The following is a 23,409-nucleotide window of genomic DNA, read 5'->3' as shown; positions in this document are numbered from 1 at the left end:
GGTGGTTTAACGCATAGGAATCGAAATATTAAATTCTATAAATGGCTCGTTTTCGATAATGATGCTTTTACAATTTAATATCCATTGATTTTTCTCACAAATTTCTCTGACTAAGCCCAGACCAAGACCAACACCTTCTTGCTCGCTATCATGTGAACGAACGTATTTAGTAAACAACTTACTGCGCTCTTCATCATTCATCAATGGACAAGAATTTCGCACATCGATTTGGAAAAAACCGTCGTGACAATACCAATCAACGATCACAATACCATTCGCGGTGGTATATTTCGCGGCGTTACTGAATAGGTTTTCCAACACAATTTGATATGAGGCTAAATCTTCTACTAAAGAAATCAAGTCATACTGATTACCTTGCAGTACAAAATCTAAGTTTTTTCTATCCAGTAAAGGCCTATAACGAGCAATAATGGCATTTAACTCTTTGACCATATTGATTTTCTCGGGGGCCAAATCTCTAGACTGAAACTGTTTAATAGTCAAAATCCGATCGATGATACTTTGAATACGCTGCGTGTTGCGCTGAATAACCTGTAAATTTTCACGTATATCAGGATCGACACTGTCATCTGATAAAAGCTGCTGAGTCGGCGATGAGATGAGGGTCAGAGGTGTTTTAAGTTCATGTGCTATGAAACCAAATAAATCCGAGCGGTTTTTGATGTTTTCGCGAAGCTTTGAGTTCACCGTTTGCAAATAACTGTGTTTTCTAACCACATTGTTATGTAACTTTTCAAATACAATAAGATTTAAGATCAAATAAACCGTCATAAGGCCAATGAGCTCTAAATTTAGGGCTTCATACTGTATTGATTGTTCAAGCACAATGTTTAATTTTGAATCAAACAGGGAAACATCAAACCGTTTTTGAATCGTCATTATGGAGTTATCAACAATCTCAGGACTGCCATACACAAGTGCCTGATCCAAGTAATCAATCGTGACTTGCATGTTGATATTTGGCAAGAACTCCTGCAAATGCGAAACAAGCATTTTGTGTTCAAACAATATTGTTGACAACAAAGCATTATCTATATCATCGGTGTTAGATACATACTTTGAAACTTGGTTAATCGAGAAAGCATACCCCCCCTGGATCATTTCAAATGTTTCCATGGTTAATGTATCTCGGGTTATTGGCTCTCCTATTTGTGTCTGCTTATAGTTGCGTGCTGATGCAAATAAAGGCTGTAATTTTTGAACGTTTGAGACATCAAGCCCTATAACACTGTTGACTGGGCTTACATCAGGGTGCACCCAAGTAATCACGTAATTTAATTCATCTGGGTGCTTTGGCTTTAATAACAGTTTGCCATTATCTGAAACCGTTATCTGTTTTAATTGAAATGTTGGCGATAACATTGACGCTATTCTGGACTCGTCAAGTGTTTCAATTTGCCCAATCATATAAATATATGGATATGTTGTGATTAAACGATTGGCAAAATCGTGTTTTTGGAGTGAACTTGGGGACGGTGTCTGAGCAATAAATGCCGAAAAACTATCAATAACTTGAATGATTGACGTTTCAAACGTCTCAACTTGATTCACAAAATGTTTTTGTTCAACATCTAGCTGAGATTCAATATGCAAGATTTCATTACGAATCACAACAAAACATAAAAATACATACAGTATGGCAATACTAATATTGCGGGCTAAGCGAAGCTTTTTTAGTGTTCTACTTGAGCTATTGGTTTTATTCATGTAACGGCAATGACTATTGGCTCGAAAATCCACAATGGCTTTGATATATTTGCATACTGAACAGAATAAAGAAAAGCGCGTGTCTAGACAAATTATTATTTTTTCGGATTATTCAAAGATCCGTGAATATGTACATCTTCAAACAAGGGGTCATCATTCGGCGTGTGTTTTTTACCTTGGTGACCATCAGGATTTGGCTGCATATTGTACGACCTCCCTTTCTCCTAAGCATTACACGCAAGCGCTTGGACAAGAGTTTGATCTTGTTATTTTTGATATGACAGGTGTTTCTGGTTTTCGATTTCAGTCCCTTCTAGCGGTTAGCGGTACCGTTAAAGCACATGGCAAATTATGTATTATTGAACCGAATACAACATACACAGGCATTTCTCTGAGTTATCCACTTAATCAATCACTGGTTTGTTCATCGTTGTGGGACTGTCTCAAACAGCACATAGCGTCTATTTTTCCAAATTATGACATTGATGTTTCGAAGTCGGATAACGTCGCAGAAGTACATAGTAATAAACAATTTTTAGAACAAATTAATATTGCAATACAAGAACAAACTAGCGCACTGCAATCTATTGTCGACCATCTAGAATGCTCTAACGAAAAGGACAAAAATGTAGTGGTCATGGCACAACGAGGACGAGGCAAGTCTCATTTGCTTGCTCGACTCGCATTTCAGCTTTTACACTCTGGAAATAAGGTGCTATGTATACAACAACATCACAATAACATTGACGTTCTCAAAACGACGCTTGAGCACTTTGCCAAACAAACTATTCCAAGAAATAGGTGCACATCTATCGCCACTGGAGAGCTTGCGCTTACTTCTCCAGATAATTCGCTGATACACAATCTATGGGATGTAATTCTAGTAGATGAAGCAGCATCTTTCAGTCTTTTAGTACTTAAAAAAATACAAGCACTACAAGGTGCAAAAGTGTACAGTACAACAACACATGGCTATGAAGGAACTGGCCAAGGATTTAAAAGAATATTTGTAGATCAATTATCCTCTTATCATCTTATTCAGCTAACAACTGCATTTCGTTTTCAAATCCCCTGTCCAATTGAATCAGCCTTAGCGCTAGAAACCCAAAACACTGTCTCACTTAATGATGGCATTCATCAGATAAAAAAGGACTCTGATGTATTACTTTCCTGTTATTCACTATTAAGTGAAGCCCACTACCAAACACGTCCAGATGATTTACAACGATTGTTTGATTGTCCGAATACTCATTGTCTCGTGCATGTTGAAAAATCACGGATTAATGGCGTTTTACTATATTTTGAAGAAAACCTTGTGGCAGAAAGTGATGCACTTAAAGAGCGGATCATGTCTGGCACAAGACGAGTGCAAGGACATCTGGGACTACAACTACTTGCGCACACTTACCGAGCCCAAGGCATACTCGAACAGACCCATTGGCGCATCAATCGTATCGCAGTAACACATGATAAACGAAGACAAGGTATTGGTTCACAATTGGTACAAGATTTGTTAAACCGTGCTCGCAAAGATAACATTAAAGTGACCAGCTCTTTTTCTTTACAAAAACACACTCAACATTTTTGGCAACGTAATGGCTTTGCAGTCATACGATATGGTAGGCAAGCTAATACCGCTTCGGGCATGCAAAATGTCATGGTCATGCATAGGCACGATCAACAACTGCTTCATGATCTAGATGCGCTCATTGCACTGCAAGGACAGTGGGCGAATTCTAAAACTCTGGGTAGCAAACTGTTGGCTAGGCTTGGCAAACACAAAGACGTTCTCATGGCTATGCTGGACGACTTCAAAATGGGCAAAAGGCATTTTGATAACGCCGATTACGCATTGATGGGCTTACATTTAATGGGTGGTATTAAAAGTAAGACATTATCAACTTGGTATGACAATCAGGATCTAACAACAGAGCAGCGTTACCAAAAAATAGGTTGCCATGGCAAGGCTGAACTTGTTAAACGAATCAAATCAGAAATATAAAAAAAAGCTGGACTCAATGAGACCAGCTTTTTACTAACTTAGGAAATCAGATATTAAATCTTAATACCTCGATTCTTTGCTTTATCTTTGATGTATGGTGACCATGCATTAGCATTACGACGAACTGAAGGGAATTTCTTCGCTTCAAGCGCATGCTTATATGCTGTGCGGAACTTGTTTTGATAGAAGTTAGCTTCCATCAACGCAAATTGCACACGGCCTTCATCTTCAGGGCCCGCTTCTAATGATTTTTCTAGAGCAACAACAGCGCCCTTGTAATCTTCAGCAGCTAGCAACAGAACACCTTGCTTGCGCCACAAATCAGCATCATTGTTGATTGCTGCAGCAATACCGTAGTATTTTGCAGCCGTCGCATGATACTTAGCTGAATGGAACGCATTAGCCAACTGTGAGTAGTTCGTTTCAGTCTTTTCAATTAAACCTGACTCGATATACTTCTCAAGGATTAGAGCCGCTTTGTGCGGAATATCACTAGTTGAATATAATTGAGCCAAAGCTTTGATTTCTGAAACTTTAGTTAAGTACCCTTGTGCATAAGCCATTTCAAACGTTGATAAGGCACGCTTGTAATCTTCCACTAACATATAGAAGAAACCAAGCTGTGACCACCATTGTTTGTTATCAGGAAATTGGCGAACTAACTCCTCTGCCACTTTAACTGTATCAGGATATAACTTGCGCTCGTAATAAGAGGTCAACTTCAACACATACGGGTTTTTGTTAGGCTCTTTATATAAGGCAATGGCTTTATCTGCTGGTGCAATGATTTTATCGAGTTGTTTAAGCTCGTAGTAAGCCTGAGCAATTCGAGTATAAATGTCTGGATCTTGTTTACACGTAAAATCCATCCATTTATTGTACCAGTTGATCGCGTCTTGATAGTCTTTTTCTTGCAAAGACAAGTCGCCTAGTAAGCGCAAGGTACCAGCATGTTCAGAATCGTTTAGTTCTTTTTGTTGAACTGCTTTTACCAAATAGCCCTTTGATTCTTGACCACGACCATCAATGGTTGCCATGATGTTACCGATAAAACGGTTTACATAAGCAGCATCAAATGAATCAGAAGGATCAATCTCAATAAGAATTTCTAAAGCTTCATCAATTAAATCATTGTTGTAAGCTTCAAAAGCTCTGGCTACGCGTTTACCCGCGCGCTCACCAACAATTTGCGTAGTACCAGGCTTGTAGCCTGGACACTCTACTGGAAGCGCTGGAGGTGGCGGTGGACTAGCAGCTTTATCTTCTTGCGCAAGCGCGAATGAAGACACCCCCATTGAAAGGCTCATAGTGGCTGCAACTACTGAAAATTTTAATAGTTTCTGCATCATGATTTATCCAATGTAAAGTCTAACTGAACACGCATACCTGGTTGTTTAACCGGCTTGCCATCAACAATCTTAGGTTTGTATTTCCACTTGCGCAAAGCGCGTTTCGCCTCACGGTCAAAAATACGCTTTGGATCGGCTTCAATCACGTCAACATCTTCAACACCACCTACTTCATTGATGGTAAAAGATAAGCGAACCCATCCTTCTTTGCCATCACGAGCAGCCTGTACTGGATATTTTGGCTCAATACGTACGATCGGAGTCGCTTCACCATCACGACGCATTGCTCCAACACCACCTAAACTTACATTCATGCCGCCGGTATCAATACCTGGTACATTCAAACTGAAACCATTGGCATCAGGTTCAATTTCTTCAGGCTCAGTTGGCTGCATCTTGGGCGGTTGCTGAGGTGGTGGCGGTGGCGGAGGTGGTACACGATTACGCGTATTGGTATCCTCTTCCACATCGTCCATGACAATATCAATCACCGGCGTAGGTGGAACCTCTTCCGCTGGGCGATTGGTGTTTTCGATTAACTTTGCCATAACAACAAACAAAGTAAATGCAACGACAGCGCCAAGTAATATAGAAAGTATTAATCTAACCATACTAATTAACTCCTCGATGCGACAGAAATTTTATCAATCCCTGCGTCTTTTACTTGGTCCATTATCTTAACCACCAAACCGTGTTTCGCCTTCACATCAGCTTGTATGATGACGTAATCAGTCGGCTGCTCTGTTAATAGGCGTTCTACGTTTGCGCGAATTGAATCAGGATCAACTTGGCGCTTGTCTAGCCAAACATCACCGTCTTCAGTCACCGCAATAAAAATATTGGCGTTTTTAGGACGAAATGCTTCGCTAGCTTCCGGTTTGTTCACCTCGATACCCGCTTCTTTGACGAATACAGTGGTGACGATGAAGAAAATCAGCATGATGAACACAATGTCTAGCATCGGTGTCATATCGATCGCTGCATCTTCTTCTTCAACTCTTTGTTTACGACTCATAATGTCCTCTCTTAATGATGAGGCAGGCTGTCAATGAGCGATTCGCGTGCATACTTCGCTTTTGATTCTAAGCGAGAGCTGACGAATAACCCTGACAGTGCAGCAACCATACCAGCCATGGTCGGAATAGTTGCCATGGAAATACCTGCGGCCATCAATCGTGCATTACCAGTACCCTGTGTCGCCATGGTTTCGAAAACAGTAATCATACCTGTAACTGTTCCGAGAAGACCAATGAGCGGACACATGGCCACCAATGTACGAATAATTAACATTCGCGCATTCAGTGCATCTGATGCTTGTGAAATCCATGCGTCACGGATTCTATGCGCATACCATGAGGTCGTATCTGCACGGGCATTCCAATCGTCGATGATTTGTTGCTTCACCTTCGGGAATACCGATGTCAAATACCAATAACGCTCTATCATTAAAACCCACATGAGGAAGAGCGCGGCAGCAACGAAATACAAAACGTCACCGCCGGTAGCGATAAAGTCCCTGACCGATTCCCATAATCCAATCAGGTATAACATATTATGCTTTCTCCGACTCTGTGTGAGCTGCAACGATACCTGCAGTTTGTTCATCTAAGATATGAACAATCGACTTAGAGCGAGCTGCAACGATACTGTGAGCAAGAATCAATGGTAATGCTGCAATAATACCTTGAGCAGTAGTAACAAGTGCCATTGAAATTGAGCCGGCCATAATACGAGGGTCGCCAGTACCAAACAATGTAATTTGTTGGAAAGTCGCGATCATACCTAGTACTGTACCGAGAAGACCAAGCAGAGGCGCAATTGCCGCGAAGATCTTAATGATATTGATACCGGCCTCAATGCTTGGCAATTCTTTTAAGATAGCTTCATCCAACTTCAATTCTAAGTTCTCAGCGTCCGTGTTTTTGTTCTGAGCATACACATTCAAAATACGACCTAGAGGATTAGCATCTGAAGGATTGTTGATGTTTTTCAACTGAGCTTTCATCTTGTTACCAATCAAGAATAAAGTCACTAGCTTGTAAACCGCAATCAAAAGACCAACCGCTAACATTGCAGTAATGATGTAACCAACGATACCACCCGCGTGATAGCGCTCTGATAAAGTTGCTTTTTCTTTTAATAGGCCTAGGATTTGCCCACGCGCTGGGTCAACAAACGTTGGAATCAAACCTGAAGTGGCTTCGCGCAAGTCAGTAGCAGAAGAAACTACGTGACCGTCTGGTTGACGACCTAATGGAATGATTTGGTTATTTACATCGTCATAGACCAAGTAGCCTTGCTCACCAATTAAGTTAAACGTACCAACACGAACGACTTCTTGTTGCTGTACACCACCATCTAGACTGACTACGTCAGCATTGAATTTAACTACGCGGCCAGACTCAGTCATTTCGGTTTGGAGTGCAAACCAAAGGTCTTCTAGTTCACGAATGTTTGGAAGTCCTTTCGATTCTTCAGCCATACGCGCTAGGAATGTATCACGACCTGGATACTGAGCAGATACGATTGAGGTAGAAATACGACCAAACGCTTCAGAAGACGCTTGACGAACTACACCAAACATTTCGCCAAGAGTACCGACAGCTTGGTCTAGCTCAACGGCTTTTTCTGCTAGGGTCGTTTCATTGTCAGCAAAGCGCTTAGCTAAGCGATCACCACGGTCCTGTTCAGCTTTCAACTCACGTTGAGCTTTGTTTAACAGAGCTTGTTTATCAGCACGTGCTGATAAAAATTCTTTTTCGCGTGCAGTGTTTTGACGGGCTTCTGACACGCGGTTTTGTTTTACTTGCTCGAGTAATTGTTCAAGTGTTTGTGCTTGTTGTGCTTGAGCGCCAAACGACAATGCAGCAACAGACGCAACGGTAATTAGTGATTTAATTATTGTTCTCATTATCATTACTCCGCTTTAGATGCTGCGCGAATTGGCAGTTTAATGAGGTCAGCCGGGACGAGGTTATTGGCCATACGTACAGCCGTTACCACAGATGATAAATACTCATCACCCAAAGTTTCCCACTCGCGTGATTCATTATTCCAAACCCAAGCGTTTTTCTGATCAAGAGAAAGTGCTAACAGAGCCGTTCGGCCAAGATTGAAGAAATCAACTTTTACATTCGTGCCAGCCACTTCAATATCACCTTGATAAGATGCGATTTTGGCACCGTATTCGTTCTCGATTTGATACGCTTCTAGTACTTGACGGAATTGTTCTGAAACGGTCACGTTAGAATTGGTCATTACTTCACGTAAACGATCGATGCGAGCAAGACGCTCATCAAGATTGATCGGAATGTCCAAGTTAACAAAGTTTTCAAGCGCATCAATCATGCGGAACATCAATGGAACGATGTTCTGCTTAGTTTCTTCAATCGAATCAATTTGCGATTGTAATGATGCAATGTTGCGCTCCTGGTCTGCAACTAGGCTTGCAACATAATCGTTATAAACTTTCAAGTTTTCAGTTTCGTCAACTACTGCGCGATACTCAACAAGCAAATCCTGAGCTTGTTCAAATAACGAGTTGATTTTTTCTTGAGATTTTTTTGCAGCCGCATGAGTTTTTGCATTTTCTTTGTGCAAGTTTTCAAGTGGATCTGCAGAGACAGCAGTGCTACCCATAGCGAATACGCCGATTACGGTAGATGCAATAAGAGTTCTCTTGCTCATCTTGGACATAATTCCCAACCAATTGTTTAATGTTAATTTTACTAAAACGCAACAGAAAAAGTTGCATGAAGTAGCTAGTTAAACTTTTTTATATGTTTGTATGAATAACGGGCATAAGTTACACCCATAACTTAAGTATAATCACATATAGAGAGTTGAAATTCAAGCTAACAATTCATTTACAAACAAAATAAATTACTTGACAAATGTCTTGCTAGCTTGAGGAATAGCGGGGTTCTTAATCAATTAAGTTATTCACCAATGTGTTCAGCTAAAAAACGCTCCATTTGCGAATAAAAATCATACTTATTTTTATCTTTTTGATACCCATGACCTTCATCACGAATCATTGAAATATAGGGTTTACCAATGCGCTTCAAATTTTCCGAAAGAGATTCGTACTGTTCCATAGGCACGCGAACATCATCACTACCATGTGCAATAAATAGCTCCGCTTTGATTTTTTCAACATTTAGCGCTGGTGAAAACTCTCGCATACGCTTTTCATCTGTACCTAAAACCTGGTCTAAAAACTTGCGACCCGATTCGCGCTTTGGAATATCACCTGCTTTTTTCATTTCAAATAAGTCATAAACGCCCACGTAGCCAATGCCACATTTATACAAATCTGGTTCACGAACAAGTGACTGTAACGTGCCATAACCACCGTAAGAGCCGCCGTAGACGCATAAGCGGTCTTTATCGGCATAACCTTTTTCGACCATCCACATGGTGGCATCGGTCATATCGTTGATCATCTTGCCACCCCATTCTTGATAGCCAGAACGCTCGAACGCATCACCATAACCACCTGAGCCACGGAAGTTAACCATAACGACCGCATAACCACGAGAAGCTAAAAACTGAGCTTCGCGGTTCCAACCCCAATAATCACGAGGGCCATGTGGACCGCCATGAATAATCTGTACCATTGGATAAGGTGCCTCACCCGTAATTGGAATCACCTTATAGCCACGTAGCTCGATGCCATCACGTGATGTGAACTTGATAGGTGTCATCGGTGCCATCAGATTCGGATCGATTTCACGCTTGGCAACAGCCAGTTCACGAATGCTTGGGCTTGACCCATCCAAACCGCGATTGAATAAATAAAACACGCCTGGGTCTCGATCTGAAGATATATTGAAAACGAGCTGATTGCCGTCCTCAGTAAACGAGGTGATGCGCATATTTGACGACGTATCATCAATGCCAAATGTCGCATAGAGCTGAGTCATAATGGTTTTCATCTCACTGTCTTCTGATAAAAAAACCATTCGGTTATAATCACGTGAGAACGCGACTGTCTCAAGTGCGCCGTTGTATAACTCACCTCGTCCACCAATATCTGCGACCGTTTCTTCATGTATTAGAGTAGATTTGAGCGTCGCAAGATCTACAGCATAAATACTCGGTACTTTGGTTTTGATATCTGAAGAAACATAAGCAATGGTATTGTCTGCGTTAAAACCTAATAAGCTAATGCGGGTACCTTGTTGATACAAATCTGGTAAAGACACTTTTCGCCATTCGCTCGTTGGTGTTTGTTTAACAAAAAACGTGATCTTACCTTTACCAATCGCATCGTCTTCCTCTTCTTCATAAGCGGTAGCAAAACGTGGTATACCATTCGAATCGGCAATAATGGATTGTGCCCCTCGCGGCTCGCCACCAATATAACTTTCTTTACCGCGATCAACGTCGATTGTCCATAACTTTGTCTGTCCCTGATCAGCCCAGTGAGACTTCGTCACCAAAATTTTAGTTGGATCAGAGGGCAACATACTTATAATACGATACCAAGTACGTTGTGGCACCGTTAATTGACGGCCATTTTTGCCATCCAAATCATAGGCAACGTAAATTGGGTTCGAACCCTTTGTATCGAGGTATCCGACAAACTTTGAATAGGACAAAATGAAGCGATCGTTGCGAGGCCACATAATGTTACCGTCGATTCGCATGAATTCGCCAAAGTTGATCTTAGCTTTGATTTCAGTGAGTCCAGTATCCATTATGGCTAAGGTATTTGAATTACCAGTGTCGTAAATTACTGCTAGGTGTTTCCCATCAGGTGAAATTTCCATATTGGTAAATTGGGCATCTTTAAAGAAAGCTTCAAGTGGGATATCTGCCGGTGATTTTGCAAATACAAATGTGCTCGTCAACATAACTGTGACGAACACGAGCAATAGTTTGCGCATAATGGTTCCTTAAATTCTGTGTTATTTTTTTCCAATCACTGACCAACCTAATATTGCTTTATTGTATGTCAGTATGGTTAATTTGTAGCAAGAAAGTGATGATTTTTCAAGTAACTGAGTTAATTGTTCAGTTTGGTCAGCTGCAATGATCTGAGCAATTAGACGACTGTTTTGCTGTTTTATTTGCTCAACAAGCTCTGTCAGTCCGATTATAACTTGATGAGTAGATTGTGAAGACTGTACTAAACTGAAAATGCTGTGACCGATAATCTTTACATCGTCCTGCTCGTCAACACTTGCTTGTTGCATTTGAATATTAAGTTGTTGAAGTAATAGATGTTTGAGTTCAGTAAAAGAATGTATGTTTAAGTTCGATAACGTTTGCCAAAATGCATTATCGAGAATTCTTTGACCCACATTTACAGTGACTCTAGACTGCTGTGTTATAACGCTATCTTGATGATGTAATAAAAACTGGTAACGTCCGGTTGGTGACAAACATCGATTAATTTCAGCAAAAACTTTATCCAAATCAGCATATTCAATCCCAAACATACTCACGAATACGTCGATACTCTGATCAATTAATTCCATTTGTTCAGCATTCATTCGTCTAGCTTCAACTTTTTGATGGGTAAAATCAAGACGAGTTAATGCAAGATCGGTAGAAAACCATTTTTTGCAATTTAGTTGTTTTCTTGAATCGATAAACAATTTTGCCAGTGCACCATTTCCAGCACCGAGGTCGCACACGGTTTCTGAGCTGTCAAAAGTATCAAAACACTCTAGCCAATGACGATTCACAACGCCATAAGGCCCTTCATTTTCGGTGTAGTCACAACCAAAGCTGTTACTGGTTTTATGTTGTTGCCAGTATGCATTCCATGCCTGTTGTTCAGATTGCTTAGACCGCATAGAGTATCTCCATAAACAAAAAAGCGGACACAGGGCCCGCTTTCTAATTTTAAGCTAAATGCTTAGAATGATTGAGTATAACGTGCGTATACAGTGCGGCCATAACCGTCGTATAAGTTGAAGTTATAATCACGTGAACCATTTGGATCCGTACCTAAGATTGGTTCTTTGCCAGATAGGTTACGAACACCAACAGTTACCTTACCATTCCAATTAGCATTGTAGGTAACTTGAACGTCGTTAGTAATCCAATGTGGAACTGGGTCACCTGATGGATTAGTAGTATCACCGATAACGTTTACGTTCCAAGCAACATCGAAGTCACCAATTGAGTATACATTGGCAAGTACACCACGATATTCTGGGAATGCATCAAATTGCATTTGATCCACACCATCAACATCGTATTTGCTTGTGTAAGAGAACGTTAGGTTTTGACGTAACGCACCAAACTCATTTAAATCAAATCGAGTGTTCAAGTTCAAATCAAGACCTGAAGTTTCAAGAGTACCTTGGTTACCAAAACCACGAACAACTCTCTCAATTTCACCAAATTGATTTCGCTCTACGGACATACCTGATGGTAATGCACGGCCTGCGTTTTGTAGATTAATCAATTCACCAGATGAGAATGACTTGATACGATTGTCAATCTTAATATTGAAATAATCTAAAGAGAAATCCAACCATTCAGCTGGTTCATAGGCAACACCAAACGCATATTGCTTAGAAGTCTCAGATTCCAAGAATGGGTTTGCAATAACGAATGCATTGATCTGATCAGAACAATCAGCCGCTAGCCCGACTGCAAGACAGTGTTGTTCGTCTCGGACAGAGTCAGCAGAAAATGATTCTTTCTGAGTCAAAATATCCAACGTCGGAGCACGGAAACCTTCACCATAAGATGCACGAAGTACTAGCTCATCAGTTGGGTTATATCGTACAGAAACTTTTGGTGATGTATCAGAACCATAGTCAGAGTAGCGGTCACGACGTAAAGCTGCAGTTACCTCTAAGTCATCTTGTACAGGAAATACTGCTTCAACAAATACGGCTGATGCTTGACGCGCACCACCTGCAGAGTTACCAGCAGAACCACCAATTACGCCACCTTCTGAAAGTGAATCGTATTGGTCGTTGAAAAGAATGTCACGCCACTCACCACCAACAATAGCCACAGCAGTGCCGCCATCCATATCAAACAAATCAAATTGAACAGTACCGTATACTTCGTCTTGATTATAATCACCAATACGAGAGATGGTAGCTTTCATTGAATTCAATACATCAGCTGGGTTTCGATCAACATCACCCATCAGGTAATCACCTTGATCCATATATTGTTCAGCAATAGGAATAACAACATAGTTTCGACCGATGTCATACGTACGTGATTTATTTCTACGAACACCAAAATCAACTAAAACACCATCGATATCCCCTTCAAAACCGAACAAAATATCTTGTAAATAGTTGTCGACGTCATTGTCACGATTACCGAGTCCAGCAAATCTGTGTAATACGTACACACCATCAGAACCAACAGTGGGGTCTGCTGCAGGATTGTAAAGCGAGTGGTTGAATGCAGGATCGTAGTAAGGCGAATCTGGATTAGTTGGGTTGTTGGGTGAAGTTGGACCAACATATGCCATTGCCAATGATGGAGCATAACGACCAAAAGACTTAGATTTAGTCATATTCATATTTGCATAAACAGACCAATCGTCATTGATTTCATAACGGCTATTCATGAAGAAACCAACGTTTCCTGTAGAAGCTTCGTCTGCTGATACTGATGCGAAGTTAAATCCGCAACGTACTGAGTCGCCGTCTGAGTTTGGAATTGCTGGACCGTAAGGAATTGTGTAGAACTCACCCTGGTCACATGCGTTCGGACCTAAGCTGGTCCATGAAGCGTCCGAACGATTATAATCTCGGAAGTTCTGTGAGTAGAATGAACCGCCTGGGCTGTACCATGGGAAGTCACGCGCAAATACGATATCACGACTGTTCCATGAGATACCACCAAGCATCGAACCTTTGTCTGAAGATGCACCGAAGATCAAAGAACCTTCTTCACGGTCACCGCCTTCATGTTCAATTTCTGCAGCACCTAAACGTAACTCCACACCGTTGAAGTCTTTACGAGTGATGATGTTTACAACACCACCGATTGCGTCAGAACCATATACCGCTGATGCACCGTCAGTTAGGATTTCAATACGCTCAACTGCTGCTGCAGGAATACCATTCAAATCTTGTGAAGAACCAGTAGATGGTGAACGTGCTAAACGACGACCATCAACCAATACTAGAGAGCGACTCGCACCAAGACCACGTAAGTTAATCTGAGAAACACCTTGTGCAGATGAACCAGACTGTGGACGGAATGAACCAGTTGAGTTGAAAGACGTGTTACGTAATAAGTCTGCGACAGACGTTTGACCTGAGAAGTCAATCGCTTCACGGTCAATAACAGTAACGGGTAACGCACCTTCTAAATCAGCACGTTTGATACGCGAACCAGTCACCTGAATTTTTTCAACAGGCTCGGCTGCTTCTTCATTTTCTTCTTGCGCTAGTGCGGCATTAGAAAATGCCATAGTCGAAGCTGCACCAAACGCAATAGCTAGACGAATAGACTTAGCTACTTTTGAGTTTGTAAACATGTATTGTCTCCCTAGAACATTATCAATGTGATTAATAACGAACTATTATTATGATTTATAGAGAATATATTCTCAGAGGCATTTTTACCCCTAACATGGATATTAACCAAGATTATAGGCTAGGGTCAACAGTCTGTTTACGTCTTTTTCAAAAAGTTCAAAGTATTTTGTGACATTTTTTTGAACGTCATGTCAAAAATAAGTTGGCAGAACAAACCTTAAGGTTAAATGATTAAGTTCGACTGGTCGGATAAGTAAGAAAGTATGTAAAGATTTGGTGACAGCCCCTCAGCCACATCCGCGCACATACGTCTTTTGCTGTGGCTGCTCCCTTCCGGGCCTGACCAGATTCACAAAATAGTATTGCGAGAGGACCAAGGAGCCATCGCAGAAGCCAGTATTATGCAGATAATTCGAATCATTTGCAAAAACTGTTTTAGTTTCTATCGCTTACCTGCTGCAATTTTGCGCTTTGCCATGTTCAATGCAACACCGGATGTCGCCAGTCCTGTAGTGTCTGACTCTGCAAAGATGTCGTTCAATGTGTTACCAATCTGCTCTAGATGCGCCTTAATGTTACCAGCCGGACTATGTAAAGCCTGGTGGTGGATATCAATGATGCCACCAGCATTGATGACAAAATCTGGCGCATACAAAATACCCTTTCGTTGCAACACATCACCAAGTTCTGAAGCTGCAAGCTGGTTATTCGCCGCGCCGGCAATAATCTTTGCCCCGATATCATCTATCGTGTTGGCATTAATTGCACCACCTAAGGCACATGGGGCAAATACATCGCATTTTTGTGCATGAATGCTATGCACATCACACAGAGTAACTTCGGGGTGTTCAGCTAGAGCTTCAAGACTGGGTGCATAGACATCAGCGATTAATACTCGCGCGCCTGCATCGAGACAATGTTGCGCAAGTCTGCGCCCAACTTGTCCTGCACCTTGGATCGCGATTGTTAAACCAGTCAAATCTGAATTGAGTTTGTAGCGAACAGCCGCCTGAATACCGACAAATACGCCGTACGCGGTTGCTGGTGCTGGATTGCCGTCATGCTCAGCCCCATCATATCGATGATGCGCTGAATACCCACCAGCGTATTCAGTCACTGTCGCCATGGTTCTGACGTCACTGACACTAATGCCAGAATCCTCAGCCACGATATAACGTCCACCACAAGAATCAACAAACCGTCCCATCGCAAGCATCATTTCGATCGATTTATCTTGGCGTGGATCGCCAATGATGACGGATTTTCCACCACCTTGTGGTAGATTTGCAAGCGCTGCTTTGTAGCTCATGCCTTCTGCAAGACGCAATACATCATCTAATGCGTCTTGTTCAGACGCATAAGGAAACATCCGACAACCGCCGAGGGCTGGCCCTAATGTCGTGTCATGAATAGCAATAATGGCTTTGGTCTGTGTTGCCTCATCATAAAAAATACTCACTTGTTCATGATTGGCAAAAGCGATACTCGAATACATAAGAACTTAAAACTGATTGTCATTGCTTCATACTAACCGAATAGTTGAATAAATTATATTGCCAGTTACATGATATTTTTTTCCTACAAGTAAATAATTCAGTTGTCACAAACTATCTTTTAGGATATATATCCTATAAAAATCACAATAACAATATCTCAACCAGGACCCTATATGAAACTGGACAAATTTGACCGAGAAATTCTCCGCGTTCTGCAAAAAGACGCCACCATCTCCATGGCTGACTTAAGTCAAAAAGTAGGCCTATCTCATACACCTTGTTGGCGTCGTGTAAAAAAGATGGAAGCCGAAGGGCTAATCCTCGCAAAAGTGACGTTACTCAATAGCAAGAAACTGAATTTAGGCGTTTCTGTGTTTATTTATGTTACGTTGAAGAATCACGATGGAGATTCACTCACCTCATTTGAATCAGCAGTACAGAGTATTGATGAGATTGTAGAGTGTCATACGACAAGCGGTGAAAAAGACTATTTGTTAAAAGTCATTGTGGAGAGTATTGAAGAATATGAGCATTTACTTAAAAGCAAACTCACTCATCTTCCACTAGTCGATCATCTCAGTTCAACGTTCGCCCTGAAGCAAGTCAAAAATACTACAGAACTCCCCCTAAAGTAGCTGTGCGGTTAACGCGCATCTACTTGGTGTTCTGGCAATGCCTTAATGAACGGCTCAAGCTCATTGCAGTGCTCGTAAATCTTATACAGTAAGGGAAACTCTTTGGCTACGTCAACGTCAAATCGCAATGCGCTGTATATTTGTGGCACCAAAACGACATCTACAATACTGACATCGAAGCCCAAACAAAACTTACCCGCTCGTCTTTTGAGTTTTCGCTCCATGACAGAGAGTCCCAAACGGATCCAATGTTGATTCCATGCAACGACTTTGTCTTGTTGTGCGTCATACTCGTCTTTGAGCTGATTGAGCACGCGCAAATTACACAGTGGTTGCACATCACAAGCTAGGTCTTGTGCTAACGCTCTGGCTCTGGCTCGCTCAATGCGATGAGTTGGGATCAGTTTCAGTCCAGTATCGAAGCGTTCGTCCAAATATTCGATGATTGCAAGGGACTGGTTGAGCTGAATATCCGCGTCTAAATCCACCAGAGTTGGTACCATTTGCGATGGATTGAGGTTCAAATAGTCATCTGAATATTGCTCACCGCCATCATTGATAAGGCTTACCGGAACGTATTCGTATTCCAGTTCTTTCAGGTTAAGCGCAATACGAACTCTATAACTGGCAGAGGAACGCCAATACCCATGTAATTGTAAATTCATGACCAAATCTCCGTTTCTTTCTTTATCTGAGTATGGCATGAGATTAGCTCCTTAGCGAGGCTAAAGTTATAGTTTAATCGTGGCTTTATTGATCCCGTATTCTCGTAACTTGTTCGCAATCGCAGTATGGGACAGCCCTAATTTACGAGCGAGCTGCCGCGTAGAGGGATATGATGGATAGAGCTTACGCAACAAATCTCGTTCAAATTTTTTGATTTCTTCATCAAGAGTGCCATCAAAACTTTCATCGATATAACTGACTGTCGTGGCACAAGATGGCAAATGAATATGTTGTTTTGAAATCTCATTACCATCCAAAATAGTCAATGCGCGTTGAATCGCATTTTGCAACTGTCTGACGTTACCTGGCCAAGGGTAAGAAGTTAAATAATCTACGCTGGATTTACTCAACTTCGCGACAGGGCGACCGAGTTTAACGCAATGTTGTTTGATAAAGGCTTCTGCTAACGGGATGATATCTTGTTTGCGCTCACGCAAAGCCGGCATGACTAAGCTCAACACATTCAAGCGGTAGTATAAGTCTTGACGGAACTTACCTGACTCAACCAACAGTCCAAGATCTTTACCTGTCGTACAGATGATTCTGACATCCACATTAACCGGTGCATCATCACCGACTCGGTGAAAAACGCCGTCTTCAATAACTCTCAATAGCTTACCTTGTAACTGTGCAGACATATCTGCAACCTCGTCCAGTAACAAAGTGCCGCCCTTGGCTTCTTCCAATAATCCTGCTTTGGCTTTATTCACACCATAAGCACCTTGAGCAAAGCCAAATAACTCAGTTTCAGCAACATCATCAGGTAACGCAGCACAATTTAGCGTCAAAAATGGTCCTTCAGCGCGTTGCGAAGATTCATGACAAGCTTTTGCAATCAATTCCTTCCCAGTCCCTGTTTCACCAAAAATCAACAAAGGACTAGTTTGATCCGACATCGATTTGGCCTCTCGGATCAAACGGCGCATGTTCTGAGATTGTGCATAAAAGGTGTCGAAACTGTCCGTTGGTGGGCGGTGAAATGCTTTAAACTGTTGGCCTAATCTGAGCTCGGATTTGAGTATAATCACTCCACCAGCAAGAATCAGTTGTTCATCCTCATCGGGGATGGTGACAGGTAAAATGTCCGCTATATAATCTTGTTCGACGTATTTGACTTTATGCGTTTGCGCAAGAGCGTCTTTATTTTCGAGCCATTTGCTAAAACTAAACCCTTTTACCCAGTCGTGAATGTCTGCTTTGAGTAATAGTTCAACTTCATGGTCAACGCTGTTTTTAGCCGCATCATTAATCAATACTATGCGACCTTTGATATCAATGGAAAAAACCGGATCCGGCATTGTTCTGATAATAGCACGTAACTCATTGCGCTCTCGCTCGATGGGCATAAAGAGTGTCGTTTTTACATCTTTGATACCATCAACTCTACGGAGTTTCGCCATAACTTGTTGAAATTCAGCAAAATCAATCGTAGGAAAAGACAAAAATATCTTGCCCTCTTGTGCTATTTCGATACCGCGTAAATCAATTTGTTTTTCATTCAACAAGCGGAGTACATCTTGTGTAATCCCCTGTCTATCTTCACAGCTTATTTCTAGACGCATGCCCTATTGCCAAAATAAATGTCGTACATTCTTTACGAGAATGAACCGAACAAAGTTCACTTTACCAAAGTGACAATCACGCCTGAAAAGACCATCTCAAGGATATTCTAGTGCTTGAATATCCTTGCTTTTTTTAAAATTAGAGTTTCCCTAATTCACGGTCGAGTTTAAATGTGGGGCTGGTCACATACGTCTCGATGTCTCTCAAGCGACGTTCCGTGTCGGCAAATATCCCCTGCACCTCAGCTAACGCTTTTTGTGGCGGTTGACCGGCTTGCCACACTTTTTGTTTGATTTCTACTCTAGAACACGTGGTGTTAGTCCACGTTGGTTTGCCCCCCATGTCGACCACATTTTCGGAATCCACCTTAATGTGGTCGGGGCGTTCGTCCATGATAAACCAAGCAACCACATAAGCGACAAACATAAATGGCCCAGCCATTAAGAAGAATGCGGTGACGGTGAGGATCCGTACTAACCACGTTTCCAAACCAAAGTAGTCTGCAATTCCTGAACACACGCCCGCTATACGTTTGTTTTTGGGATTCCGGTACAATTGTCGCTTGATCATACTTTTTCTCTCCACTGTGGATGTTCACTATCTAGAATCGATTCGAGCGTTTTAATGCGCTCAGACATTTGCTCAGCGCGATCGGCGAGTATTTGCAGATCCTTGACATCGTTTTCAGATAACCCTTTACCGAGTTGACGTTTGCTGCGGTAATGCAGGATCAACCAAGTCGGCGCCACAAACAACATAAACAAAATCATTGGTACGCCAACGGCTATGATAAAAAACTCTTCCATCAGGGATCTCCTCTTAAATTTCGGTGTTTGTTAAGACAGGCTACTTCGACTGCATTTTTTTCTTTAATGCCTCTAACTCATCATTGATTTTGTCATCGGCAGCAAGTTCGGCAAATTCATCATTAAGTGTTTTTTTACCTAAATCATAGGCTTCAACTTGTGCTTCTAAATCGTTGATTTTGCTCTCGTAGCGTTCAAACCGATACATCGCATCATCAATCTTACTGCTATCCAGTGTTTTGCGTACATCAAGACGAGAGCTTGCGGTATTTTGACGCATAATGATAGCCTTTTGGCGCGCTTTGGCGTCTGCGAGTTTTTCTTGTAACTGGCCGGTTTCGATTTGTAATTTGTCCAGCTGCTCCTCGACTAATTGTAATTCACGCTCAAGCATGGTGACTGCTTCCACGCATTTACTTTTTTCTTGCAAGGCGGCCTTCGCCAAATCATCACGCTCTTTGGCAATGGCTAGTTCGGCCTTTGCTTCCCAATCACTCGCTTGGGCTTGAAGCTTATCCATTTGCATCGCAATGTCTTTTTTGTTCGCAATGGTTTTCGCTGATGCACTGCGGACTTCTACTAACGTGTCTTCCATTTCCTGAATAATTAAACGCACCATTTTTTCAGGATCTTCAGCCTTATCTAGCAGTGCGTTGAGATTTGAATTAACAATATCGGTAAAACGTGAAAAAATGCTCATGAATGACTCCTCAATATCATTGCGCTTGGTCCATTACCCAGCGCGTTATTCATTGTGCATAGTTATACAACCAAATATTGTGCCAACCCGAATAAATCAACTAAACCATTGAAAATTATAGTATTTTACAAATTAATACATTTGCAGGGCTAGCTTCTTTTTAAAAAAAACACTAATATTTAGTGAAATTGACCAAACTGCAGAGAATGTTATGCGCCACCTTCGTCAAAATGACAATTTAATTGGCCAAGCGAATGTATTTTTGGAAGTGCTAGAGCAAATTTCACAAATCGCACCATTAAACAAACCCGTTTTGGTCATCGGTGAGCGCGGGACAGGTAAAGAGCTGATCGCCGCGCGTTTGCACTACTTATCCACCCGTTGGGATCAACATTATCAAAAACTCAATTGCGCTGCACTCAATGAAAACCTGCTAGAAAGTGAGTTGTTTGGTTATGAAGCTGGGGCTTTTACCGGTGCGAGTAAGCGGCGTGAAGGTCGTTTTGAAATTGCCCATGACGGTACGTTATTCCTCGATGAAATTGCGAACACCTCAGCGATGATCCAAGAGAAGCTATTGCGCGTGGTCGAATACGGTGAATTTGAACGTGTGGGCGGCAACAAAACGGTGAAGGTCGATGTTCGCCTCATTGCTGCAACGAACGAAGACTTGCCTAGATTAGCTGAACAAGGTGAATTTAGAGCTGATTTGTTAGATCGCTTAGCCTTTGATGTCATTACGATCCCACCGTTGCGTGAACGCAGCGAGGATATTTTGCTGTTAGCTGAACATTTTGCCATCAACATGACCCGGGAGATGGAACTAGAACTATTTTCAGGTTTTAGTCAAAAAGCCAAACAAACCCTGCTTGAATATGATTGGCCAGGTAACATTCGAGAACTCAAAAATGTCGTTGAACGAGCCGTCTATCGCAACAATAACCCGCATGTCCCAGTCCATGAAATTGTGTTAGATCCGTTTGAATCGGCCTTTCGTCCGCAGCAACGCATCAAAGCCCCTACACCAGAAAACAAAAATACTGCTACTCCAACGGCAGCGACTAAGCCACAGGATGTATTGACAACACCGCCTCAAGCGCAGGACAATGCAAATAAGACGTTGCAGTTCCCGATGGATTTTAAGCAAGCAAGTCAAGAGTTTGAAATTGATGTATTGCGCAAAGCGCTAGCCGATAGTCAATTCAACCAGCGTCGAACTGCTGAAAAATTACAATTAACGTATCACCAACTCAGAGGGTATTTAAAAAAATATAACCTCTTAGAGGAAGGAAAATAACCTATGCGCAATCTGCGCTTCGCATTCATCTTAAGTGTAACAGCCATGTTTGGCTGTACTGAACCAAAGACTGCGACGTCGATACAATCGGGGATCATTTATTGTTCCGAAAGTAGCCCTTCTTCGTTCAATCCACAACTTGATACGTCTAGTACAACAGTGGATGCCAGTGCCCATCAACTCTATGATCGCTTGTTAGAAATTGACCCTGCTACTGGCAAGCCTATACCAGGATTAGCTAGCTCATGGCGGGTGAGCCGAGATGGATTGACGTATTCTTTTCAATTAAGACCTAATATCACCTTTCATACTACCGATTATTTTGTCCCCACTCGAACTCTCAATGTCGATGATGTAATATTTAGTTTTAAGCGCTGGAGCGACCCGAACCATCCTTATCATTCAGTCAACGGTGGTCGTTATCCTTATTTTGATAGTCTTAACCTACGTGAAAACATTATTCAGATTGAGGAAGTCAATCACCTGCGCTTCACCATACGTTTAAAACAACCTGATGCATCGTTTATCACGCACCTTGCCACCGACTTCTCGGTTATATTATCTGCTGAATACGCTGATACATTGTTACAACTCGGTGAACCTGAACTCATTGACCACTACCCGATTGGTACTGGTCCATATAAGTTGGCTTACTACCGCAAAAATCAATACATTCGCTACACCCCCCACCTTCAGTATTGGAGTGTTCAAGCTCATGATGGCCCGTTAATCTTTGATATTACTCCACAAAGTTCCTTGCGCTTAGCTAAGTTAATGACAGGGGAATGCGACTCAATTGCCTACCCTAGCCAAGCCGAAATTACTTATGTAGAAGGGCGTGATGATATTGTATTAGAGCAAGCCACTGGCCTAAATGTGGGTTTTTGGGCGTTTAATACCAGCAAAGCGCCTTTTGACAACGTACTAGTGCGCGAGGCATTGGCATCTGCGATTGATAAAACGACAATCATAGATGCTGTGTATTTTGATTCTGCGACTCGCTCACGATCACTGATACCTCCGACTTCTTGGGCATTTAGTGTGGATACGCCTGAAACGGAATACAATCCTGTTCGCGCTCGTGAACTGCTTGCTCAAGCGGGTTATCGCAATGGTTTTTCAATGACGCTTTGGGCACTTCCAGTGGTTCGTTCTTATAACCCTGACGCATTGAGAATGGCTGAACTCATTCGTGGCTATCTTGCCGAAGTAGGCATTACAGTCGAAATTGTCACCAGCGAATGGGATAGTTTTCGCGCTGGATTAGATCGTGGCGAACACGACTCGGTTCTCATTGGTTGGTCAGCAGATAATGGCGATCCGGATAACTTTTATCGACCACTTCTTAGCTGCGGTGGCATTCAATCTGGTACTAATCGCGCCATGTTTTGTGACGCACAGTACGATGCCATTATCCAACAAGCACTATTAACAACCAATATAGAGCAACGAAAAGCGCTATACTTTCAGGCCAACCTATTAATCGCAGAACAAATACCTCTGATCCCAATTGCCCATGCAAACCGCTACAAAGTCTTTCGCAACCATTTACGTGGAGTTGTTATCAACCCCTACGGTGGAATGCGCTTCGGTGAGATGTACAAGGCAGCATCTGAGGGAGCACAATAAAT

Annotated in this window: 20 protein-coding genes and 1 other RNA gene; 4 read left to right on the top strand and 17 right to left on the bottom strand. The window is 42.0% G+C overall.

Translation table 11 applies throughout. The features are described 5' to 3' along the window. Window positions 1-6: 6 nt before the first annotated feature. Window positions 7-1,728: a HAMP domain-containing sensor histidine kinase gene (locus NLG07_RS06815; protein WP_254854731.1), complete on the bottom strand. Its 1,722-nt coding sequence runs from the start codon at window positions 1,726-1,728 to the stop codon at window positions 7-9. A gap of 34 nt (window positions 1,729-1,762) precedes the next feature. On the opposite strand from NLG07_RS06815, the gene NLG07_RS06810 reads away from it, so the two are divergent. Continuing rightward, the gene (locus NLG07_RS06810; RefSeq protein WP_254854730.1) at window positions 1,763-3,730 is read left to right on the top strand and encodes a GNAT family N-acetyltransferase; all 1,968 of its coding nucleotides are present in this window, start codon (window positions 1,763-1,765) and stop codon (window positions 3,728-3,730) included. Between the two features lie 53 nt (window positions 3,731-3,783). Here the strand turns inward: NLG07_RS06810 and NLG07_RS06805 are convergent, their stop codons facing one another. The 11 genes from NLG07_RS06805 to NLG07_RS06755 all read right to left on the bottom strand — a co-directional run bounded on the left by NLG07_RS06805 (window position 3,784) and on the right by NLG07_RS06755 (window position 16,050). Continuing rightward, a complete protein-coding gene (locus NLG07_RS06805) occupies window positions 3,784-5,079 on the bottom strand; it encodes a lipopolysaccharide assembly protein LapB (protein ID WP_254854729.1) in 1,296 nt (431 codons plus the stop codon). Beyond that, entirely contained in the window at window positions 5,076-5,690 is a 615-nt protein-coding gene (locus tag NLG07_RS06800; RefSeq protein WP_254854728.1) for an energy transducer TonB, read from the bottom strand. Before NLG07_RS06800 ends, NLG07_RS06805 begins: the two co-directional genes overlap by 4 nt. A gap of 5 nt (window positions 5,691-5,695) precedes the next feature. Next, window positions 5,696-6,094, bottom strand: a complete 399-nt coding sequence (locus NLG07_RS06795; RefSeq protein WP_254854727.1) for a biopolymer transporter ExbD — start codon at window positions 6,092-6,094, stop codon at window positions 5,696-5,698. An 11-nt stretch (window positions 6,095-6,105) separates the two neighbouring features. Beyond that, window positions 6,106-6,630, bottom strand: coding sequence for a MotA/TolQ/ExbB proton channel family protein (locus NLG07_RS06790; RefSeq protein ID WP_254854726.1), 525 nt, complete (start codon window positions 6,628-6,630; stop codon window positions 6,106-6,108). Between the two features lies 1 nt (window position 6,631). Continuing rightward, window positions 6,632-7,990, bottom strand: coding sequence for a MotA/TolQ/ExbB proton channel family protein (locus NLG07_RS06785; protein ID WP_254854725.1), 1,359 nt, complete (start codon window positions 7,988-7,990; stop codon window positions 6,632-6,634). Between the two features lie 5 nt (window positions 7,991-7,995). Continuing rightward, window positions 7,996-8,766 (bottom strand): DUF3450 domain-containing protein, encoded by a 771-nt coding sequence (locus tag NLG07_RS06780; RefSeq protein ID WP_254854724.1) that lies wholly within the window; start codon window positions 8,764-8,766, stop codon window positions 7,996-7,998. A 251-nt stretch (window positions 8,767-9,017) separates the two neighbouring features. Beyond that, window positions 9,018-10,970: a S9 family peptidase gene (locus tag NLG07_RS06775; protein ID WP_254854723.1), complete on the bottom strand. Its 1,953-nt coding sequence runs from the start codon at window positions 10,968-10,970 to the stop codon at window positions 9,018-9,020. Window positions 10,971-10,991: 21 nt separating this feature from the next. Continuing rightward, window positions 10,992-11,885 (bottom strand): class I SAM-dependent methyltransferase, encoded by an 894-nt coding sequence (locus NLG07_RS06770; RefSeq protein WP_254854722.1) that lies wholly within the window; start codon window positions 11,883-11,885, stop codon window positions 10,992-10,994. 62 nt (window positions 11,886-11,947) lie between these two features. After that, complete coding sequence (locus NLG07_RS06765; protein WP_254854721.1) at window positions 11,948-14,554, bottom strand: TonB-dependent siderophore receptor; 2,607 nt, start codon at window positions 14,552-14,554, stop codon at window positions 11,948-11,950. 283 nt (window positions 14,555-14,837) lie between these two features. Further along, window positions 14,838-14,934: signal recognition particle sRNA small type (gene ffs, locus NLG07_RS06760), an RNA gene on the bottom strand. A 63-nt stretch (window positions 14,935-14,997) separates the two neighbouring features. Then, complete coding sequence (locus tag NLG07_RS06755) at window positions 14,998-16,050, bottom strand: Glu/Leu/Phe/Val dehydrogenase (RefSeq protein WP_254854720.1); 1,053 nt, start codon at window positions 16,048-16,050, stop codon at window positions 14,998-15,000. Between the two features lie 174 nt (window positions 16,051-16,224). Here NLG07_RS06755 and NLG07_RS06750 point away from each other — a divergent pair, with 174 nt between their 5' ends. Beyond that, on the top strand, window positions 16,225-16,686 hold the full coding sequence (locus tag NLG07_RS06750; protein ID WP_254854719.1) for an Lrp/AsnC family transcriptional regulator: 462 nt from the start codon (window positions 16,225-16,227) through the stop codon (window positions 16,684-16,686). Between the two features lie 8 nt (window positions 16,687-16,694). On the opposite strand, the gene maiA is transcribed toward NLG07_RS06750, so the two are convergent. The 5 genes from maiA to pspA all read right to left on the bottom strand — a co-directional run bounded on the left by maiA (window position 16,695) and on the right by pspA (window position 20,481). Beyond that, window positions 16,695-17,351: a maleylacetoacetate isomerase gene (gene maiA, locus NLG07_RS06745; RefSeq protein ID WP_254856829.1), complete on the bottom strand. Its 657-nt coding sequence runs from the start codon at window positions 17,349-17,351 to the stop codon at window positions 16,695-16,697. A 66-nt stretch (window positions 17,352-17,417) separates the two neighbouring features. Beyond that, complete coding sequence (gene tyrR, locus NLG07_RS06740; RefSeq protein ID WP_254854718.1) at window positions 17,418-18,974, bottom strand: transcriptional regulator TyrR; 1,557 nt, start codon at window positions 18,972-18,974, stop codon at window positions 17,418-17,420. A gap of 139 nt (window positions 18,975-19,113) precedes the next feature. Further along, a complete protein-coding gene (gene pspC, locus NLG07_RS06735; RefSeq protein ID WP_254854717.1) occupies window positions 19,114-19,545 on the bottom strand; it encodes an envelope stress response membrane protein PspC in 432 nt (143 codons plus the stop codon). Beyond that, window positions 19,542-19,781: an envelope stress response membrane protein PspB gene (gene pspB, locus NLG07_RS06730; protein WP_254854716.1), complete on the bottom strand. Its 240-nt coding sequence runs from the start codon at window positions 19,779-19,781 to the stop codon at window positions 19,542-19,544. The genes pspC and pspB overlap by 4 nt, the downstream gene beginning before the upstream one ends. A 40-nt stretch (window positions 19,782-19,821) precedes the next feature. Then, on the bottom strand, window positions 19,822-20,481 hold the full coding sequence (pspA, locus tag NLG07_RS06725; protein WP_254854715.1) for a phage shock protein PspA: 660 nt from the start codon (window positions 20,479-20,481) through the stop codon (window positions 19,822-19,824). Window positions 20,482-20,692: 211 nt separating this feature from the next. Here pspA and pspF point away from each other — a divergent pair, with 211 nt between their 5' ends. Continuing rightward, window positions 20,693-21,778: a phage shock protein operon transcriptional activator gene (gene pspF / locus NLG07_RS06720; protein WP_254854714.1), complete on the top strand. Its 1,086-nt coding sequence runs from the start codon at window positions 20,693-20,695 to the stop codon at window positions 21,776-21,778. A 3-nt stretch (window positions 21,779-21,781) separates the two neighbouring features. Continuing rightward, window positions 21,782-23,407, top strand: coding sequence for an ABC transporter substrate-binding protein (locus tag NLG07_RS06715; RefSeq protein ID WP_368501236.1), 1,626 nt, complete (start codon window positions 21,782-21,784; stop codon window positions 23,405-23,407). Window positions 23,408-23,409: the final 2 nt, after the last annotated feature.

Source organism: Alteromonas sp. LMIT006 (genome assembly GCF_024300645.1).
Lineage (GTDB): Bacteria > Pseudomonadota > Gammaproteobacteria > Enterobacterales > Alteromonadaceae > Opacimonas > Opacimonas immobilis.
Note: the sequence above shows the minus strand (reverse complement) of the source record. Positions and strands in the feature narration are given on the sequence as shown.

Bases quoted from the DNA above. Each gene is read 5' to 3' on its own strand.
- tyrR (WP_254854718.1), bottom strand. From the start codon at position 18,974: ATGCGTCTAGAAATAAGCTGTGAAGATAGACAGGGGATTACACAAGAT.
- NLG07_RS06795 (WP_254854727.1), bottom strand. From the start codon at position 6,094: ATGAGTCGTAAACAAAGAGTTGAAGAAGAAGATGCAGCGATCGATATG.
- NLG07_RS06755 (WP_254854720.1), bottom strand. From the start codon at position 16,050: ATGTATTCGAGTATCGCTTTTGCCAATCATGAACAAGTGAGTATTTTT.
- NLG07_RS06765 (WP_254854721.1), bottom strand. From the start codon at position 14,554: ATGTTTACAAACTCAAAAGTAGCTAAGTCTATTCGTCTAGCTATTGCG.
- pspB (WP_254854716.1), bottom strand. From the start codon at position 19,781: ATGGAAGAGTTTTTTATCATAGCCGTTGGCGTACCAATGATTTTGTTT.
- NLG07_RS06780 (WP_254854724.1), bottom strand. From the start codon at position 8,766: ATGAGCAAGAGAACTCTTATTGCATCTACCGTAATCGGCGTATTCGCT.
- pspC (WP_254854717.1), bottom strand. From the start codon at position 19,545: ATGATCAAGCGACAATTGTACCGGAATCCCAAAAACAAACGTATAGCG.
- maiA (WP_254856829.1), bottom strand. From the start codon at position 17,351: ATGAATTTACAATTACATGGGTATTGGCGTTCCTCTGCCAGTTATAGA.
- NLG07_RS06815 (WP_254854731.1), bottom strand. From the start codon at position 1,728: ATGAATAAAACCAATAGCTCAAGTAGAACACTAAAAAAGCTTCGCTTA.
- NLG07_RS06805 (WP_254854729.1), bottom strand. From the start codon at position 5,079: ATGATGCAGAAACTATTAAAATTTTCAGTAGTTGCAGCCACTATGAGC.
- NLG07_RS06800 (WP_254854728.1), bottom strand. From the start codon at position 5,690: ATGGTTAGATTAATACTTTCTATATTACTTGGCGCTGTCGTTGCATTT.
- NLG07_RS06750 (WP_254854719.1), top strand. From the start codon at position 16,225: ATGAAACTGGACAAATTTGACCGAGAAATTCTCCGCGTTCTGCAAAAA.
- NLG07_RS06715 (WP_368501236.1), top strand. From the start codon at position 21,782: ATGCGCAATCTGCGCTTCGCATTCATCTTAAGTGTAACAGCCATGTTT.
- NLG07_RS06775 (WP_254854723.1), bottom strand. From the start codon at position 10,970: ATGCGCAAACTATTGCTCGTGTTCGTCACAGTTATGTTGACGAGCACA.
- NLG07_RS06810 (WP_254854730.1), top strand. From the start codon at position 1,763: ATGGCTTTGATATATTTGCATACTGAACAGAATAAAGAAAAGCGCGTG.
- pspA (WP_254854715.1), bottom strand. From the start codon at position 20,481: ATGAGCATTTTTTCACGTTTTACCGATATTGTTAATTCAAATCTCAAC.
- NLG07_RS06790 (WP_254854726.1), bottom strand. From the start codon at position 6,630: ATGTTATACCTGATTGGATTATGGGAATCGGTCAGGGACTTTATCGCT.
- pspF (WP_254854714.1), top strand. From the start codon at position 20,693: ATGCGCCACCTTCGTCAAAATGACAATTTAATTGGCCAAGCGAATGTA.
- NLG07_RS06770 (WP_254854722.1), bottom strand. From the start codon at position 11,885: ATGCGGTCTAAGCAATCTGAACAACAGGCATGGAATGCATACTGGCAA.
- NLG07_RS06785 (WP_254854725.1), bottom strand. From the start codon at position 7,990: ATGAGAACAATAATTAAATCACTAATTACCGTTGCGTCTGTTGCTGCA.